Origin of the sequence: Tabrizicola sp. (assembly GCF_041913445.1) — a bacterium.
In the GTDB taxonomy this organism is placed as follows: domain Bacteria; phylum Pseudomonadota; class Alphaproteobacteria; order Rhodobacterales; family Rhodobacteraceae; genus Tabrizicola.
The window spans coordinates 37,854-53,803 of sequence record NZ_JAYSFG010000008.1 but is presented as its reverse complement, the minus strand read 5'-3'; the positions used below and the strand labels follow the sequence as shown (position 1 = coordinate 53,803).

Below are 15,950 nucleotides of genomic sequence, written 5' to 3'. Positions count from 1 at the left end.
AGTCTGCGGCTGGGCCGATAGGCTGGCAAGGCCGATAACAGGCGCTGCGGCGCACCTTCGCCGAGACGGCGCGGCCGGGCCAAAATCCTTCGAAGGATTTTGCAAATCTTTTCGAAAAGATTTGCGCCCCCCCGCCACCCGCAAAAGCAAAAGGCACCCCGAAGGGTGCCCCGCTGTCCTGCGAAGGACCGAATGCCTTAGGCGGCTTCCGAGATGAACTTCACCGCATCGCCGAAGGTCTGGATGGTCTCGGCGGCGTCATCCGGGATCTCGATCCCGAACTCTTCCTCGAAGGCCATGACCAGCTCGACCGTGTCGAGCGAGTCCGCACCCAGGTCGTCGATGAACGAGGCCGATTCCGTCACCTTGTCGGCTTCGACGCCCAGATGCTCGACGACGATCTTCTTCACGCGATCAGCGATGTCGCTCATGTCCGTTCCTCTATCTTGGGCCGGTCGAATCCCGGCCTTTTCGTTCCGCCCGTCTACAGGGCCTCAATCCTGCGCGCCTATAGCAAGGGTCGCGCTACATGGCAAACGCTTTAACCTGACTTGCGCTCCGCCCGGTCAAACCATGTCCATCCCGCCGTTCACATGCAGCGTCGCGCCGGTGACATAGGCGGCTTCCGGCGAGGCGAGGTAGAGGACCGCGGCGGCGATCTCCTGCGGCTGGCCCATGCGGCCCGCAGGCACCACGCCCAGGATCGCGGCGCGCTGCTGTTCGTTGAGCTTGCCGGTCATCGCCGTCTCGATGAAGCCCGGGGCGACGCAATTCACCGTGATCCCACGGCTTGCGACCTCGGCGGCCAGCGACTTCGACAGGCCCACCATCCCGGCCTTGGACGCCGCATAGTTCACCTGGCCCGCGTTCCCCGTGGTTCCCACGACGGACGAGATGTTGACGATCCGCCCCCAGCGGGCCTTCATCATCCCCCGGATCGCAGCGCGGCACAGGCGGAAAGTCGCCGTCAGGTTCACGTCGATGACCGACTGCCAGTCCTCGTCCGACATCCGCATGACGAGGCCGTCCTTGGTGATCCCGGCGTTGTTGACCAGGATGTCCACCGCCCCCATCGCCTCGGTCGCCCGCTTCACCAGGCTTTCCACGTCCTCGGGGTTCGACAGGTTGCACGGGAGCACATGGGCGCGGTCGCCCAACTCCTTGGCCAAAGCCTCAAGCGGTTCCACCCGGGTTCCCGAAAGACCCACATTGGCCCCGGCTTTGTGCAGCGCGCGAGCAATATCGGCGCCGATGCCGCCGCTGGCGCCCGTGACAAGGGCGGATTTGCCGGTCAGATCGAACATATGTGTCTCCTTCACGCCTTGAGGGCGGCGATGTCTTCGGGCGTGCCGATGGCGCGGGTAGTGGCATCCTTGGCGATGCGCTTGATCATGCCGGACAGCGCCTTGCCCGCGCCGATCTCCCAGAATTCGGTCACGCCCGCGGTTTCCATCCAGAGGACGCTTTCGCGCCAGCGGACCGAGCCGGTGATCTGAGCGATCAACAGGTCCATGATCCGGTCGGGCTCCATCACCGCCTCGGCGCGGACGTTGACCACGACGGGGACGGCGGGTTTCGCGATCGGGACGGCGGCCAGCGCCTCGGCCATGACATGCGCGGCGGGCTGCATGAGGGCGCAGTGGAAGGGGGCGGAGACGGGCAGAAGCAGCGCGCGTTTCGCACCTTTGGCCTTGGCGATCTCCACCGCCCTTTCGACGGCGCCCTTGTGGCCAGAGACGACGACCTGCGCGGGGTCGTTGTCGTTCGCTGCCTGGCAGACCTCGCCCTGGGCGGCTTCAAGCGCGACGGCGGTGGCCGTCTCGAAGTCCAGGCCCAGAAGGGCGGCCATCGCGCCCTCGCCCACGGGGACGGCTTCCTGCATCGCACGGCCGCGGATCCTCAGGAGCCGGGCGGTGTCGGAGAGGGTAAGCGCCCCGGCCGCGCAAAGGGCGGAATATTCGCCCAGGGAATGCCCGGCCACGAAGCTCGCCTGGTCGAGACCAAGGCCCTCGCTTTCCAGCGCGCGCAGCGCGGCGATGGAGGTGGCCATGAGGGCCGGTTGCGCGTTCTGGGTCAGCGTCAGTTCGGCGATGTCGCCCTCCCAGATCAGGGAGGAGAGCTTTTCGCCCAGCGCGGCGTCCACTTCTTCGAAGACGGCCTTGGCGGCCGGATAGGCCTCGGCGAGCGCCTTGCCCATGCCGATGGTCTGGGCACCCTGCCCTGGAAAGACGAATGCGCGGCTCATGTTACCCCCACCTGTTTTCCCGGGGATACCCCGAGGGCGCGCCTCATGCAACGCTCAGACGCTGCGGGTGATCCCGCCGTCGACGCGCAGGTTCTGCCCGGTGATGTAGGCCGCCCCGTCCGAGGCGAGGAAGGCCACCGTGGCGGCGATCTCTTCGGACTTGCCGTAGCGGCCCATCGGCACGGACTGGCGGCGTTCCTCGGTCGCCGGCAGGCTGTCGATCCAGCCCGGCAGGATGTTGTTGATGCGGATGCCGTCGGGGGCATAGGTGTCGGCGTAGATCTTGGTGAAGGCCGCAAGGCCTGCCCGCGCGACGGCCGAGGTCGGGAACATGGCCGAAGGCTCGAAGGCCCAGGCGGTCGAGATGTTGATGATCGACCCGGACTTCTGCGCCTGCATGAGGGGCGTCACCAGCCGGATCGGGCGGACGGCGGACAGGAAGTAGACGTCCATCCCGCCCTGCCAGTCGGCGTCGGTCAGTTCCAGGATCTGCTTCCGCGGCCCGTGGCCCGCGCTGTTGACCAGCACGTCGATCCGCCCCCATTTCGCGACAACCGCCTCCACCACCCGCGCCACGTCGTCGGCGTTCTGGTTGGACCCGGTGACGCCCACACCGTCCAGCTCGCCCGCCAGCGCCTCGCCCTTGCCCGAGGAGGACAGGATCCCCACCCGGTAGCCATCCGCCGCCAGCCGCCGCGCCGCCGCCGCGCCCATGCCCGAGCCGCCCGCCGTGATCAGAGCCACCTTGTCCATCGCAATCCTCCCGTTTCGCCTTGGCTTAGCACCTGGGCGGACGAGCGGAAAGGCTCAGGCGGCGGGGTAGCTGGTGAAGACCGTGGTGCTGCCGTCGCGGGCGATGAGGTGGACGTCATAAGCCTCGCGCTCGGCTTCCGGGCCCATTCCCGGCGAGCCCCAGGGCATTCCGGGGACGGAAAGGCCCAGCGCATCGGGCTTTTCGGCCAACAGGCGGCGGAGGTCGGCCATCGGCACGTGGCCCTCGATCAGGTAGCCTCCCGCCTCGGCGGTGTGGCAGGAAACCATCGCTGCGGGGATGCCGCGGGACGCCTTGAAGGCGGCAAGTTCGGCGGGCGGGACCATCTCGACCGTGACGTCGAAGCCATCGGCCTGCAGGATGTCGATCCAGGCAGTGCAGCAGCTGCAGTCGGGGTCCTTGCGGACATGCACCGGCACCGCCTCGCTGGCGGCCAGGGCCGGCACCGCCGCAAGACCGGCAAGGGTCGCGCCAGAGAGCAGCAGGTCGCGGCGGGAAAGACGGGAATGGGACATGAGGCATCCTTCCGGAAGTTGCCGGAAGAGAATGCCACAGCCGCCGCGCCGGCGACATGGGCGAAATCGGCGCAGGGGACGGGTCAAGCCGCTTGTCAGACAGGCGTCCCTGTCACAATCTGCCCTTGCCGTGGCGGTTGCAGGGGTGCGCAAGATGAAGGGATTTGGCGTCCATACCTCGATGTGGACGATGGCTTGGGACCGTCCCGGGGCGGAACGGGCCGTCACCGCCTGCAAGGCGCTTGGCTTCGACTTCATCGAGATCGCGCTTCTCTCGCCCGACAAGGTCGACACCGACCATTCCCGCCGCCTCCTCGATCGCGAGGGGATGGCCGCCGTCTGCTCTCTCGGCCTGCCCGAGGGCAAGCGCGCCTCCTCGGACCCCGAGGCCGCCATCGCCTTCCTGACCCATGCGCTGGACCAGTGCGCCGCGATCGGCGCCCAGGCGCTGACCGGCGTCACCTATGGCGGGATCGGCGAGCGCACCGGCTTTCCGCCGACAGAACCCGAGCGCGACAACGTGGCCCGCGTGCTCGGTGCCGCCGCAGCCCACGCCCGAAAAAGGGGCATCGCCTTCGGGATCGAGCCGGTGAACCGCTACGAGAACCACATCCTCAACACCGGCTGGCAGGCCGTGGAGATGATCGAGAAGGTGGGCGCGGACAACGTCTTCATCCACCTCGACACCTACCACATGAACATCGAGGAACGCGGCATGGCACTTGGCATCCTCGATGCCGGCCCGCACCTGCGCTACATCCACCTGTCGGAAAGCGACCGGGGCACTCCGGGGGAAGGCAACGTGCGCTGGGACGAGGTCTTCGGAGCCCTGCAGGCGGTGGGCTTCTCGGGCGGGATGGCGATGGAAAGCTTCATCGACATGCCGCCCGAAGTGTCCTTCGGCCTGTCGGTCTGGCGCCCGGTGGCGGAAAGCAGAGACGTGGTGCTGGAGCGCGGCCTGCCCTTCCTGCGCAACAAGGCGCGACAGTATCGGCTCTGGTCCTAAAGGGTCAGGCGCGCGGCTTCTCCCACGCGAACCTCTTGCCCGGTGCGGCGTGAGGCGATTGCGGCAAAGGCCAGCGCCAGGCTGTCCAGGTTCTCCTCGGCCCCGTTCGCCGGCTCCGTCCCGTCCTCGATGGCCACCAAGAGCGCCCCCATCGCGCCGCGAAACCCGTCGTTGAACCACGTGCCCTGCAACCTGGGCCGGGCGACCCCTGCGGCCGTGGTCAGCGTCACCGACTGCTGCCCAAGATCCGGCCCGTCGCTTTGCAGGCTGCCCCGCGTACCCGCGATGTAGGTGGTATCCCTTGGCCCGAACGGCGTCGCACCATCGAAGATCAGCGAGGCCTGCCCGCCCTCCATCCGAACCAGCACCTGCGCCAGAAGCGGTGCCTTGGCGGTCTGGCCGCTTGCCGTGGCAGATGAGGCAAAGACCGAGACGGCGCGGGGGCCGATGACGCTGCGCAGGAAGTCGAACCAGTGGATACCGAAGTCGTAAAGGATCAGATCCTCGATCTTCTCGAACGGCGTCCCGGAGACCCAGCCGTGGTTCCAGTGGATCGACGCGTGGGTGGAGATGACCTCGCCCACCAGCCCGGCGCGGACAGCTTCGCGCATCCAGGCCAGGTGGGGGGCCCAGCGACCGTTCTGGTTGACCGCGAGCTTCACGCCCTTGTCGCGGGCGAGGGTGACAAGGCGGCGACCCTCGGTCAGATCGAGGACGAAGGGCTTTTGCGACAGGACGTGTTTCCGGGCCTTCAGCGCCGCCTCGATGATGGGCAGGCGGTCGGCGGGGTGGGGAGTGATGTCCACCACGTCGATACTGGGGTCGGCGAGCACCTCTTCCCAGCGGTCGGTGACGCGGGCATTTGGGGCGAACTCGGCGGCTTTTGCTTCCGCCTTTGACCGCGTGCGGTTGCAGATCGCGGCGACTTCCCACCCGGCGGTGCGATAGGCGTCGAGATGGGCCGAGACGATGCCCCCTGCCCCGATCACCCCGATTCTCGGCCGGTAGGCCCGCGGCATGGGCGGCAGGTAAGGCAGGTCCGGTGCCGCGACCTCGTCCGGAGCCGTGGACTTCAGGGCATAGCTGTCGGCGTCAGGTTCCCTCATGGGACGAGCGGGAGCGTGCGCTTCTGGCGGGCGGAGTCAGCAGCGGTGTCGACGATGCGCTGGCCGATCAGGCTGACGGCGGGGTCCAGGGGGCCGGTCAGGGGTTCCTCCCGTGCGATGCAGCCGAGGACGTATTCGATGGCGTTCCGTTCACCCTTCGGCAACGGGTCGCAGGGGATCGGGTGCGGCTCGGGATTGGCGCGGGTCTGGACCGTGACGTGGTCGGCATAGTCCCAGCTTGCGATGGTGCCCTCGGTTCCCACCAGGATAAACCCGCATTTCGGCTGCGGCTGGATCACCCATGGGTCGGTGAAAGTGCCCCAGCGGGTCTCCATCTTGGACAAGCCCTTGGCATAGCGGCAGATGGTGACGGAGTGCTGGTCGACCTCGATCCCCGGCGTCTCGTCGGTGACGCAGGTGACCTCCAGCGGAGCCTCGCCGTTCCGATACCAGGTGCCCAGCGTCGCGCCGTAGCCGAGGTAGTCGAGGAGGCTCCCCCCGCCGCTGGCGCGCTTGTACCACCAGGAGGTGGGCTTCTGGCGCTCCACCTCTTCCCGGCTGACCTCGATCTTGTCGGCCAGGTGATAGAGCGGCCCGCGGTTGCCGCCATAGGAGTGGATCTCGATCACCTCGCCGATCAGGCCTTCGTCCACCAGCCGTTTGGCCGTGACATGGCTTTCCACCCAGCGGAGCGGCCAGTTGATGGCGAGGTATTTCCCGGTGGGCTGCACCGCCTCGATCATCGCGCGGGCGTCGGCGACGGAGGCGGCGAAGGGTTTCTCGACGAAGACATGGACGCCGTAGGCGGCGAGGCGCTTGGTGTAGTCCGCGTGGTTTGCCGTGGCGGCGCAGAGGATGGCGAGGTCGGGTTTGGCCGTGGTCATGCAGGCGTCGAAGTCGGTGAAGACCCTGTCCTCCGGGATGCCGAAGGTGTCGATGGCGCGCTGCATCGTGCTGCGGTCGGGGTCGAAGATGCCGGCGATCTCGGCGTCGGGGTGGTCATGCACGCAGCGCAGCAAGTCGCCCATGTGCATGTGGTCGAAGCTGATGCCGACGATGCGGAACTTTGCCATGTGTAAAGCCTTTTCAGCTGCGTTCGGTCAGGCGGATGAAGAGTGCTGTGACGGCGAGGATGATGAGCCCGAAGAGGATGCGCCGCCCGCCCTCGGGGATCTGCATCAGGGTAAGCATCGAAGTCAGCACGGTCAGGATCAGCGCCCCGACGATGGTGCCGCCATAACCACCGCGCCCGCCGAAGATCGAGGTGCCGCCGATGACGGCCGCGGCGACAGAGGGGAGGTCGAGAGGGAGTGCCAGCGACAGCGAGGCGGTCTTGATCTGGCCGAGGTAGAGGAGGCCCGTCACGCCCGCGATCAGGCTTGAGATCGTGTAGAGCGTGAAGTGGACCTGCCAGACGCGGACGCCCGACAGGCGCGCGGCGGCCTCGTTTGCACCGATGGCGTAGAGGAGGCGGCCAAAGCCGGTGCGGCTTTGCGCCCAGATGACGAGGATGGCGAAGGGAATGAAGAGGACCAGGCTGTTCGGCAGGCCCCAGGTGCGGCCGGTGCCAAGCCAGAGGAGGGCGTCGGGGATCAGGACCCCGGTCGCGATGACGTAGCGCTGGTAGACGAGGAGGCAGCCCGTGGCGATGAGCGCGGTGCCGAGCGTCATGATGAGGGGGTGGACGCGGCAGATGGCGATGCCGAAGCCGTTCACAAGGCCAATGACCAGGGCCGAGGCGATGGCGATGGCGATGGCCGGGGGGACCCCGATCAGCGGCGCAAGCGTGGCGGTCAGATAGGCGGCGATAGTGGCGGCAGTGCCGACACTAAGGTCGATACCGCCGGTGAGCATGGTCAGCGTCTGGCAGGCGGCGAGCATGGCCAGGGGGATCGCGATCTTCAGCGTGTTCGAGGCCCAGAAGAGGCTCAGGACCCCGGGGTTCAGGATCGCGAGCACGGCGATGAGGAGGATCAGGAGGCCGATCAGCGGCAAGAGGGGCCGGTCCACCATCAGGCGGCCAAGGCGGTTCATCGCGGTGGGGGTGTCGGTCATCGTCATGTGCGCCTCGCCCGCGTTGCCAGAACCGCGCCGAACATGACGACGGCGACCATGATCGTGCCCTCGATGATCGCCGCGACGTTGGGGTCCACCGACAGAAGCGTCAGGTCCAGCCGCACCGTACGCAGGATCAGGACGGCGAGGATGGGACCAAGAAGGCCTCCCCTGCCGCCGCCAAGGACGACGCCTCCCAGCACGACGGCGGCCACGGAGGCAAGGAGGTAGGGCCCAGGGATCGGCTCGCCGATGCCAGTGCCCATGCTGACGCTGAGGCCGCCGAGGGCCGCGAAGAGGCCGCAGAGCGCGTAGGCGATGATGCGGGTCTGGCCGACGGGAACGCCGGAGCGGAAGGCGGCCAGTGGGTCAGAGCCGATGGCGTAGAGCCGGAGGCCAAGCTTGGAGCGGCGGATCGGGAGCCAGATCACGGCGGTCACGACGGCGAGGAAGACGATGGCGCGCGGGAGCCAGTCGGGGCCGAAGCTGCCGGTGATGAGATTGCGGAGCCAGGGCGCGACGGCTCCGCCGGGGGCGTTGAGGATGAGGAGGGCCACGCCCTGCCAGACGAAGAGCATGGCGAGGGTGACGACGATGTCGGGGACGCGGGTCACGACGATCAGGGTGCCGTTGATCGCTCCCATGAGGAGGCCAAGGAGAAGGACTCCAATCACGATGGGGACGGACTGCGCGTCAGTGGCCCCGTCCATCAGGACGGCCCCGGTCACGCTGGCGACGGCCATCATCGCGGCGATGGAAAGGTCGATGCCGCCGGCGATGACAACGATGGCCATGCCGACGGTGGCAAGCGCGAAGGGCAGCGCGGCACGGGCAAGGCTGTCGAGGCCTGAAGCGCCGAAGTCGGGCTGGATCAGCTTGGTGATGAGGAGGAGCGCCGCGAGGAGGACGGCGAGTCCCAGGGTCCAGGAGTTGGCTTCGATCCAGCGCTTCATTCTGCGGCCTTCGCGCGGGTTCGGGCGCTTGTCAAATTGAGCGCCTTGCGGCGCGAGCCTTTTGTCTCGCCGTTTTGCGTGAAGGACGCAAAGCGGCTCGGGTATGCCTCCGGCGGGGATATTTGAAGCAAGGTGAAAGGGTTGGAAGGCAGGTGCGTCATGCCGGGGCCTTTTCGGTCAGGCCATAGGCGGCGCGCATCAGGGTGGGTTCGTCGGCGTCCCTGGCGTCGATCACGTCGACCACGCGGCCGTTGAAGATCACCACGGCGCGGTCGCAGGCGAGGCGGATTTCTGCAAGTTCGGAGGTGTAGAAGAGGACCGCCGCGCCCTGGTCGGCAAGGTCACGGACGAGGCCGTAGATCTGCCGCTTGGTGCGGATGTCGATGCCGCGCGTGGGGTCGAAAAGGAGGAGCGTCTGCACGCCCTTGGCGATCCAGCGGGCGATGGTGACCTTCTGCTGGTTGCCACCCGATAAGCGGCGGACCTCTCCTTGAGCGCGGGTGTCGATCTGCAGGGTCTCGATGGCCTGGCCAACCTTGGTCGCTTCCTCGCCCATCCGGATCGCGCCCCAGTTCCTGATGCGGGCCAGCAGCGGCACGGCGATGTTCTCGCGGACGGAGCGGGACATCAGAAGCGCATGGGCGCGGTCGCCGGGGACGAGGGTGAGGCCCGCGGCGATGGCGTCGGCGGGGTGGTGGAAGGTCTTTGGGCTCCCGTCGACTTCCACCGTCCCGGCGCTGGCGCGGCGGTTGCCGGCGAGGACGTCGAAGAGTTCGTCCTGGCCCTGGCCTTCGAGGGCGACCACGCCCAGGACCTCGCCCTTGTGGAGGTCGAAGGAGACGTCGGTAAGGCGGGTGCCGGTCTTCAGGCCCTTGACGCGGAGGCGGGGCACGGTTGCGGGGACGGGTTTCGCCGGGCGGTCCTCGGTCACGGCGGCGGCGACGGTGCTGCCGAGCATCATCTCGACGATGCGCTCCTCGATGCCGGGTTCGATGGCGACGTCGCCCACGGTGAGGCCGTCGCGCAGGACGGTGGCGCGGTCGCAGATCGCGGCGATCTCGTTGAAGCGGTGCGAGACGTAGATGACGGAGCGGCCCGCGTCGGCCTGGGCGCGGACGGTCCTGAGGACGCGGTCGACGAGGTCAGTGGGCAGGGCGGCGGTGAGTTCGTCCAGCAGCAGCACGTCCGGCTCGATGGCCAGCGCGCGGGCGAGGTCGACGATGCGGAGGGAGGCCAGCGGCAGCGACCGGATCACCGCCTCGGGGTCGAGGTCGGGGAGGCCGAGTTCGCTGACCCAGTGTCGGAAGGGATCGACCGGCGTGTCGCCGAGGCGGAGGTTGTCGAGGACGGAAAGGTCGGGGATCAGCGACGGCTCCTGGTAGACCGGCACCAGCCCCCAGCGGCGCGCCCCGGCAGGGTTGGCGACGGTGCTGTCGCGGCCCTTGATCTTCACGTGGCCGGAGTCGGGCTTCAGCACTCCGGTCAGGATCTTGACGAAGGTGGATTTCCCCGCGCCGTTCGCGCCCATCAGGGCCACGACCTGTCCGGCCCTCACCTGCAACGAGGCGTTCTTCAGGGCCTGGACCGCGCCGAAGCGCTTGGCGACTCCCGTGGCGTCGAGAACGGCGTCGGAGGCGTCGGTCATGCGGAGTTCAGTCTCTTTCGGTTGCTGTGGCGCGGGGGACCAGCGTGGCCCCCCACCCTCTCCCTCCCCACGAGGGGGAGGGAAGTGCCTGGATCAGGCCGTCGGTCCAGGACTTATTCGCCCGGGCCCTTGCAGGCGATGATCTGGTCCATCGTGTAGGTGGTCCAGCCGGGGATCGACACGCTTACCGGCCACTCGGGCGACAGGTTCGGGTTCGCCGCGGCGGCGAGCTTGGCCTTGCCTTCGTCCGAGACGTTGTCCCAAAGCTCGGGGTTCACGAGCACGGTCTTCTCGGCCGGGGCTTTCCCATCCAGGATCTGGATCGCCAGCGCCACACCGGCGCCACCGACCGAGCCGGGGTTGGTCACAGCGGCACCCTGGAGGCCCTCGACGGAGGAGAGCTGGCCTACAAAGCCCGCGTTGTCGGCGCCCACGACCGGGACCATCGGCGCGCCGGACTCGACCAGCGCGTCAACGATCACGTTGTCGATGCCAGAGGTCCAGATGCCCTGGAAGGGCACGCCCGCCGCGATGATGTCGTTGATCTGCTGCTTGCCCTGATCCTGCTGCCAGCCGGTGAAGACCTCTTGCGCGATGGTAATCTCGGGGAATTCGGCCATCGCCCGCTTGAAGCCCTTGTCGCGGTCGTTGTCGGCACCCGCACCGGCCGCGCCGCGCATGTAGACCACGGCGCCCTTGCCGCCCATCTGCTCGAAGAGCCACTTGGCGCCGAGATAGGCGTATTCCTCCTGGTTGTTCGACAGGATGTAGGCCGAAGGCTCGGTCACCGCCTGGTCGACGGCCACCACGACGATGCCTGCGTCCGTGGCCTCCTTGATCGCCGCGTTGATGCCGTCGGCGTTCGAGGGGTTGACGACGATGGCGTTGACGCCCGCCTGGATCAGGTTGCGGATGTCTTCCAGCTGGCCCGCCGCATCAGTGTTGCGGTGCGCGATGTTCAGGCTTTCGACCTTGCCCGAAGCCAGCGCCTCGGCCTTCATCGCGCAGACCATCTGCTCGCGCCAGCCGTTGCCCTGCACCGTGTTCGAGATGCCGATCTTGTAGCCCTCGGCCCCGGCCATGCCCGCAAGGCCCATCGCCATCGCGGTTCCCAGAAGCAGCTTCTTCATCGGTGATCCTCCCAGATCGTTGGTTGTTGGTTACTTCACGTAAGGACGCAGCACGTCCCGGGCGAGGGCGAAGCCGCGTTTCACCTTGTCGTCGGTGCCTTCGAAGGTGCGGTCCTCGTGTTCGATGATGATCGGGCCATCGTAGCCCGTCCGGTACAGGTTGGCGAAGAAATCCGGCCAGTCAACCTCGCCGAGGCCCGGCATCCGCGGAACCTGCCAGCCCATGCCAAGGGACATGATCCCGTGGTCGTAAAGCCCGTCGCGGTCGATCATCAGGTCCTTGGCGTGGACATGCACCATGCGGGGGCCGAATTCGCGCACGAAGCGGGCGGCGTCGATCATCTGCCAGACGAGGTGGGAGGGGTCGTAGTTCATCCCCACGGCATCGCCCCAGGTGTCGAAGATGCGCCGCCAGACCTTGGGCGAATAGGCGATGTTGTGCCCGCCCGGCCATTCGTCGTGGCTGAAGATCATCGGGCAGTTTTCGAACGCCAGTGTGACACCGCTGGCTTTCGCAAGGGCGACGATGGGGGCGAAGATCTCGGTGGCGCGGGTCCAGTTCTGGTCCACGGTCAGGCTGCGGTCACCGCCGACGAAGGTGTTGACGACCTTCACGCCCATCAGGCTGGCAGCCGTGATGACCTTCTTGAGGTGGCCGATGACGGCCTCGCGGTGGCCCGCGTCGGCATGGAGCGGGTTGGGGTAGTAGCCGAGGCCCGAGACGGTCAGCCCCTTTGCCTTGAGCATCCCCATGATCTCGGACCCGCGCGTGGCGGTCATGTCCTCGATGGGCAGGTGCGCTGTGCCCGCATAGCGCCGTTTCTCGCCCCCGGCTTGCGGCCAGCAGGCGATTTCCAGCGCTTCGAACCCGGCGCTCGCGGCGTAGTCGGCGACCGCCTCAAGCGGCGTGTCAGGGAATGGTGCGGTCAGGATGCCAAGCTGCATGTCTTATCCCACGTTGACCCAGGTTCCGCTGGCGGCGCTGGCGAGGACCGCGTCACAGAACAGCATCTCGTAATGGCCATCGTCGAAGGTGGCCCAGGTGGAGTCCGCCCCCCTGCCGCCGCGCGCGACGTCACGGTAGACCTGGGTGAAGAAGGCGGCCCAGGTATCGGCAAAGCCTTCGGGGTGGCCACCGGGCATGAAGGCGGCGGCAGCTCCGGTCGGGTTCATCAGCGACGGGTCGCGCAGGAGGATCTGGTTCGGCCCCTCGCGGTGGCCGATCCACAGGTCCTCGGGGTGCTCCGCCGACCAGGCGGCCGAGGCCCTGGAGCCGGAGATGTCCCAGGAGAGGAGGCCCCGGCGACCGTGGCTGACCTGGCTGGTCGACATCATCCCCCGCCCGCCGTTGCCATAGCGGAGGAGGATCGTCGCCGCGTCGTCAGTTTCGATCTTGCGGGTTTCCGTGGGGCCTTTCGTGGCGGTGAAGGTCTCGACCGGGCCGGTGGGTTTCTGGCGCTCCTTGATGAAGGTCGCGAGTTCCGCGATGACGGCCACCGGCTTCTGGCCGGTGATGAAGTTCGTCAGGTCCACCCAATGCGTGCCGATGTCGCTGACCGACCGCAGCGGGCCGCCCTCGGACGCCTCCAGCCGCCAGTTCCAGTCGGTCTCCTTGGCCAGCCAGTCCTGGTGGAAATGCCCGGTGATAAGGCGGAGGTCGCCCAGGTCCCCAGCTTTCATCATCCCGTGGGCGTGCTGGTTCAGCGGGTAGAAGCGCGTGTTGTAGCAGACCGCCGCGACCTTTCCGCTCGCGCGGGCCATCTGGACCATTTCCGCCGACTGCGCCGAGGTCATGGCCAGCGGCTTTTCGCAGATCACATGCTTTCCCGCCGCCAGGATCGCCTTGACCTGCGGATAATGCGCCACGTTGGGCGAGGTGACGTGGACCACCTGCACCGCGGGGTCGGCCAGAAGCTCGTCCAGCGAGGAGTAGGCCTTCGCCACGCCCAGCGCCCGCGCCCGTTCCGCCCCCCGTGCGGCGCTGGACCCAAGAACGCCAACGATGGGAATGCCCAACCGCCGCAAAGTGCTCAGATGCACCGCGCCGATGAAGCCGGTGCCGATGACGGCCGCGCCAATCGTCGAAAGGTCAGACAACGGAATATCCCCCGTCAATGGCAAGGCAGGTGCCGGTCATGAACGCCGCCGCGCTGGAGGCCAGGAACAGCACCGGCCCCGCGATATCCTCGGGCTCGCCCCAGCGGCCCATCGGCGTCCGGGCCGAGACATTCGCGACATGCACCGGGTCCGTCCGGCTGCGGGCGGATTGCTGGGTGACGATGAAGCCCGGCGCGACCGCGTTCACCCTTATACCGTCCCCGGCCCAAGCAATCGCCAGCGACTTGGTCAGCTGCACCACGGCGGCCTTCGACGCCCCATAGGCCGGGTTCTTCGGGCTGCCGAACATCGCATACATCGAGGCGATGTTGATAAGCGCCCCCTTCGCGGTCTTCAGCTGCGCGTGGAACGCCTCGGCCATGCGGAAGGTGCCGGTCAGGTTCACGTTGACCACGTGCGAGAAGAAATCCGGAGCCATCTCCTCGCCCCGCGCGGTGATGGCAGCGCAGTTGACCAGCACATCGACCTTTTCATGCTGCGCGGCGAAGTCCTTCACGGCCACCCCGTCCGTCACGTCCAGCTGCGTATAGCCGAACCGCGCCGCGTCCTCGGGCGCGGGTTCTGCTTCAGCCCCGGTGATCTCCACCCGCGCCCCCGCCTCCTGGAACGCCCGCGCGATCGCGGCCCCGATCCCGGCCCGGCTGGCCCCGACGACCACGACCTCGGCCCCCGCAAAGTCGAACCGGCTGTGCATCATGACGTCCTCCCCCGGCCATCCTTGGCCAGCTTCCGAGTCGATGCAACGGAATTTTCATTTTCCTGAATATGGGGATTTCCAACCGATCCCAGTCGCCGACCCAGCCCGACGATCATCGCCTGCGCCACCACCATCGCCGGGATCTGGCTGCGGAAGTGACCAAGCCGCGCCTCGTTCACGTAAAGCACATGCGTCGCCAGCCCGGCCACGGGGGACAGCGCATTGTCGGTGATCGCCAGCACCCTGTGGCCCCGCCCTGCCGCCATCCGGACCACCTCTACCGTCTCAGCCGTGTAGTCGTCGAAGGTCATCGCCAGAAGCGTATCCCCCGGCCCCATCGCCCCCACCTGCATCGCCCGCATCGCGCCGAGGTTGTCGATGAGCTGCGCCCGCCGGCCGATCGACCCCAGCCCATAGACCGTGTAGGCCCCAAGGCCGAACGCCCCCCGCGCCGCTGCGACATGCACCACCTCCGAGGACGCCAGCACCTCGACGCAAGCCGCCAGCTGGTCGCGGTCCAGAGCCTCTTCGATGCGCAGAAGAGACTGGACAGCCGCCTGCACGAAGCTGCCAAACACCACGCCCGGCTGGTCGAGGTCGCTGTCCCCTGCCCCGGCGACCCGCTCGGCATAGGGCAGGCGCGGGCCCAGAAGCCGTTCCCGGAAGACCTGCTGCAGGTCGGCAAAGCCCTGGAACCCCAGCTCCTTGGCAAAGCGGGTGATCGTCGCGGGGGGCACATCCGCCAGTTCCGCCAGGCGGACGAGTGTGGATACCGCCACCTCCTCGGGGTGGTTCAGGAAGAACTGCGCCACCTGCGACAGCCGCTTCGACAGCCGCCCCGACCGCGCGACCAGCGCCGCCCGGAGCGCCTCGAAATCACGGGGCGGGGTCGCCTCGGTCATCGCGCCCCCGCCACGCGTTGCTCGAAGTCGATCACCGCCCCGCTCATCGGGACCGAGGCGTCGGACAAGAGGAACGTGGCCAGCCGGGCGCATTCCTCGGCGGTGACGAGGCGGCCCAGCGGCTCGGCCGCGGCCACCTGCGCCTCCCAGTCGGGACCCAGAAGCGCCGACTGCAGCCGGTCCTCGGTCTCGGTGGCGACCCAGCCGAGGTTGATCCCGTTGACCCGGATCCGGTCGGCCATATGCGCATGGGCGGCGTTCTTCGTCAGGGTGACCATCGCGCCCTTGCTGCCCGCGTAGATGGCCAGGTCCGGGATGCCGCAATGGGCGTTCATCGACAGGATGTTGACGATGGCACCGCCTGCCCCGCGCGCCGTCATGTCCCGGATGGCCGCCTGCATGAGAAGAAACCCCGCGCGGGCGTTCACGGCGAAAAGCTGGTCCCAAAGCAAAGCCGTCCCGGTCAGGAAAGAGCCGCGCGTCGTCAGGCCCGCGGCGTTGACCAGCCCGTCGATCCGGCCGAAGCGGTCCGCGGCGGCGGCGGCAATGGCGGCGGGGGCTGCGGCATCGGCAAGGTCGGCGACGACGGTGGCGCGGGCCGTCCCGGCAAGTTCGTCGGTGATGCGGTCCAGCCCCGGGCCGTCACGGTCGGTCAGCAAAAGCGCGCCCACGCCCTCGGCCGCCAGCATCCGGGCGATGGCTGCGCCGATCCCGCTTGCCGCGCCGGTGACGATGACCGCCTGCCGCTGAAGCCCCAGTTCCATGTGCGACCTCCCCTGGGCCGCAGGTTAGCCGATGGCCGCCGT

General features: G+C 67.9%; 17 protein-coding genes. 1 reads left to right on the top strand and 16 read right to left on the bottom strand.

The window, feature by feature from the left end; genetic code table 11:
• Positions 1 to 197: 197 nt before the first annotated feature.
• The 5 genes from ACE3Q6_RS11120 to ACE3Q6_RS11100 form a co-directional block, all read right to left on the bottom strand.
• Positions 198 to 431 carry an acyl carrier protein gene (locus ACE3Q6_RS11120; protein WP_128515501.1) on the bottom strand — a complete coding sequence of 78 codons (234 nt, stop codon included), beginning with the start codon at positions 429 to 431 and terminating at the stop codon, positions 198 to 200.
• Positions 432 to 566: 135 nt separating this feature from the next.
• Positions 567 to 1,304, bottom strand: a complete 738-nt coding sequence (fabG, locus tag ACE3Q6_RS11115; RefSeq protein ID WP_374432305.1) for a 3-oxoacyl-[acyl-carrier-protein] reductase — start codon at positions 1,302 to 1,304, stop codon at positions 567 to 569.
• 11 nt (positions 1,305 to 1,315) lie between these two features.
• Positions 1,316 to 2,245, bottom strand: a complete 930-nt coding sequence (gene fabD / locus ACE3Q6_RS11110) for an ACP S-malonyltransferase (RefSeq protein ID WP_374432304.1) — start codon at positions 2,243 to 2,245, stop codon at positions 1,316 to 1,318.
• Positions 2,246 to 2,299: 54 nt separating this feature from the next.
• The gene (locus ACE3Q6_RS11105) at positions 2,300 to 2,998 is read right to left on the bottom strand and encodes an SDR family oxidoreductase (RefSeq protein WP_374432303.1); all 699 of its coding nucleotides are present in this window, start codon (positions 2,996 to 2,998) and stop codon (positions 2,300 to 2,302) included.
• A gap of 54 nt (positions 2,999 to 3,052) precedes the next feature.
• The gene (locus ACE3Q6_RS11100; protein WP_374432302.1) at positions 3,053 to 3,532 is read right to left on the bottom strand and encodes a DUF411 domain-containing protein; all 480 of its coding nucleotides are present in this window, start codon (positions 3,530 to 3,532) and stop codon (positions 3,053 to 3,055) included.
• Positions 3,533 to 3,686: 154 nt separating this feature from the next.
• Here ACE3Q6_RS11100 and ACE3Q6_RS11095 point away from each other — a divergent pair, with 154 nt between their 5' ends.
• A complete protein-coding gene (locus tag ACE3Q6_RS11095; protein WP_374432301.1) occupies positions 3,687 to 4,538 on the top strand; it encodes a sugar phosphate isomerase/epimerase family protein in 852 nt (283 codons plus the stop codon).
• On the opposite strand, the gene ACE3Q6_RS11090 is transcribed toward ACE3Q6_RS11095, so the two are convergent.
• The 11 genes from ACE3Q6_RS11090 to ACE3Q6_RS11040 all read right to left on the bottom strand — a co-directional run bounded on the left by ACE3Q6_RS11090 (position 4,535) and on the right by ACE3Q6_RS11040 (position 15,908).
• The gene (locus tag ACE3Q6_RS11090) at positions 4,535 to 5,644 is read right to left on the bottom strand and encodes a Gfo/Idh/MocA family protein (protein WP_374432300.1); all 1,110 of its coding nucleotides are present in this window, start codon (positions 5,642 to 5,644) and stop codon (positions 4,535 to 4,537) included. The two genes, ACE3Q6_RS11095 and ACE3Q6_RS11090, sit on opposite strands and share 4 nt — an antisense overlap.
• Entirely contained in the window at positions 5,641 to 6,717 is a 1,077-nt protein-coding gene (locus ACE3Q6_RS11085; RefSeq protein ID WP_374432299.1) for a Gfo/Idh/MocA family protein, read from the bottom strand. The genes ACE3Q6_RS11090 and ACE3Q6_RS11085 overlap by 4 nt, the downstream gene beginning before the upstream one ends.
• A 13-nt stretch (positions 6,718 to 6,730) precedes the next feature.
• On the bottom strand, positions 6,731 to 7,705 hold the full coding sequence (locus ACE3Q6_RS11080) for an ABC transporter permease (protein ID WP_374432298.1): 975 nt from the start codon (positions 7,703 to 7,705) through the stop codon (positions 6,731 to 6,733).
• Positions 7,702 to 8,652, bottom strand: coding sequence for an ABC transporter permease (locus tag ACE3Q6_RS11075; RefSeq protein ID WP_374432297.1), 951 nt, complete (start codon positions 8,650 to 8,652; stop codon positions 7,702 to 7,704). The genes ACE3Q6_RS11080 and ACE3Q6_RS11075 overlap by 4 nt, the downstream gene beginning before the upstream one ends.
• A 157-nt stretch (positions 8,653 to 8,809) precedes the next feature.
• Positions 8,810 to 10,297 (bottom strand): sugar ABC transporter ATP-binding protein, encoded by a 1,488-nt coding sequence (locus ACE3Q6_RS11070; RefSeq protein ID WP_374432296.1) that lies wholly within the window; start codon positions 10,295 to 10,297, stop codon positions 8,810 to 8,812.
• A 113-nt stretch (positions 10,298 to 10,410) separates the two neighbouring features.
• On the bottom strand, positions 10,411 to 11,427 hold the full coding sequence (locus ACE3Q6_RS11065; RefSeq protein WP_374432295.1) for an ABC transporter substrate-binding protein: 1,017 nt from the start codon (positions 11,425 to 11,427) through the stop codon (positions 10,411 to 10,413).
• 30 nt (positions 11,428 to 11,457) lie between these two features.
• Positions 11,458 to 12,372 (bottom strand): sugar phosphate isomerase/epimerase family protein, encoded by a 915-nt coding sequence (locus ACE3Q6_RS11060; RefSeq protein WP_374432294.1) that lies wholly within the window; start codon positions 12,370 to 12,372, stop codon positions 11,458 to 11,460.
• 3 nt (positions 12,373 to 12,375) lie between these two features.
• Positions 12,376 to 13,524, bottom strand: a complete 1,149-nt coding sequence (locus tag ACE3Q6_RS11055) for a Gfo/Idh/MocA family protein (RefSeq protein ID WP_374432293.1) — start codon at positions 13,522 to 13,524, stop codon at positions 12,376 to 12,378.
• A complete protein-coding gene (locus tag ACE3Q6_RS11050) occupies positions 13,517 to 14,242 on the bottom strand; it encodes an SDR family NAD(P)-dependent oxidoreductase (RefSeq protein ID WP_374432292.1) in 726 nt (241 codons plus the stop codon). The genes ACE3Q6_RS11055 and ACE3Q6_RS11050 overlap by 8 nt, the downstream gene beginning before the upstream one ends.
• A complete protein-coding gene (locus ACE3Q6_RS11045; RefSeq protein WP_374432291.1) occupies positions 14,239 to 15,144 on the bottom strand; it encodes a MurR/RpiR family transcriptional regulator in 906 nt (301 codons plus the stop codon). The genes ACE3Q6_RS11050 and ACE3Q6_RS11045 overlap by 4 nt, the downstream gene beginning before the upstream one ends.
• Positions 15,141 to 15,908 carry an oxidoreductase gene (locus tag ACE3Q6_RS11040; protein WP_374432290.1) on the bottom strand — a complete coding sequence of 256 codons (768 nt, stop codon included), beginning with the start codon at positions 15,906 to 15,908 and terminating at the stop codon, positions 15,141 to 15,143. The genes ACE3Q6_RS11045 and ACE3Q6_RS11040 overlap by 4 nt, the downstream gene beginning before the upstream one ends.
• Positions 15,909 to 15,950 lie beyond the last annotated feature (42 nt).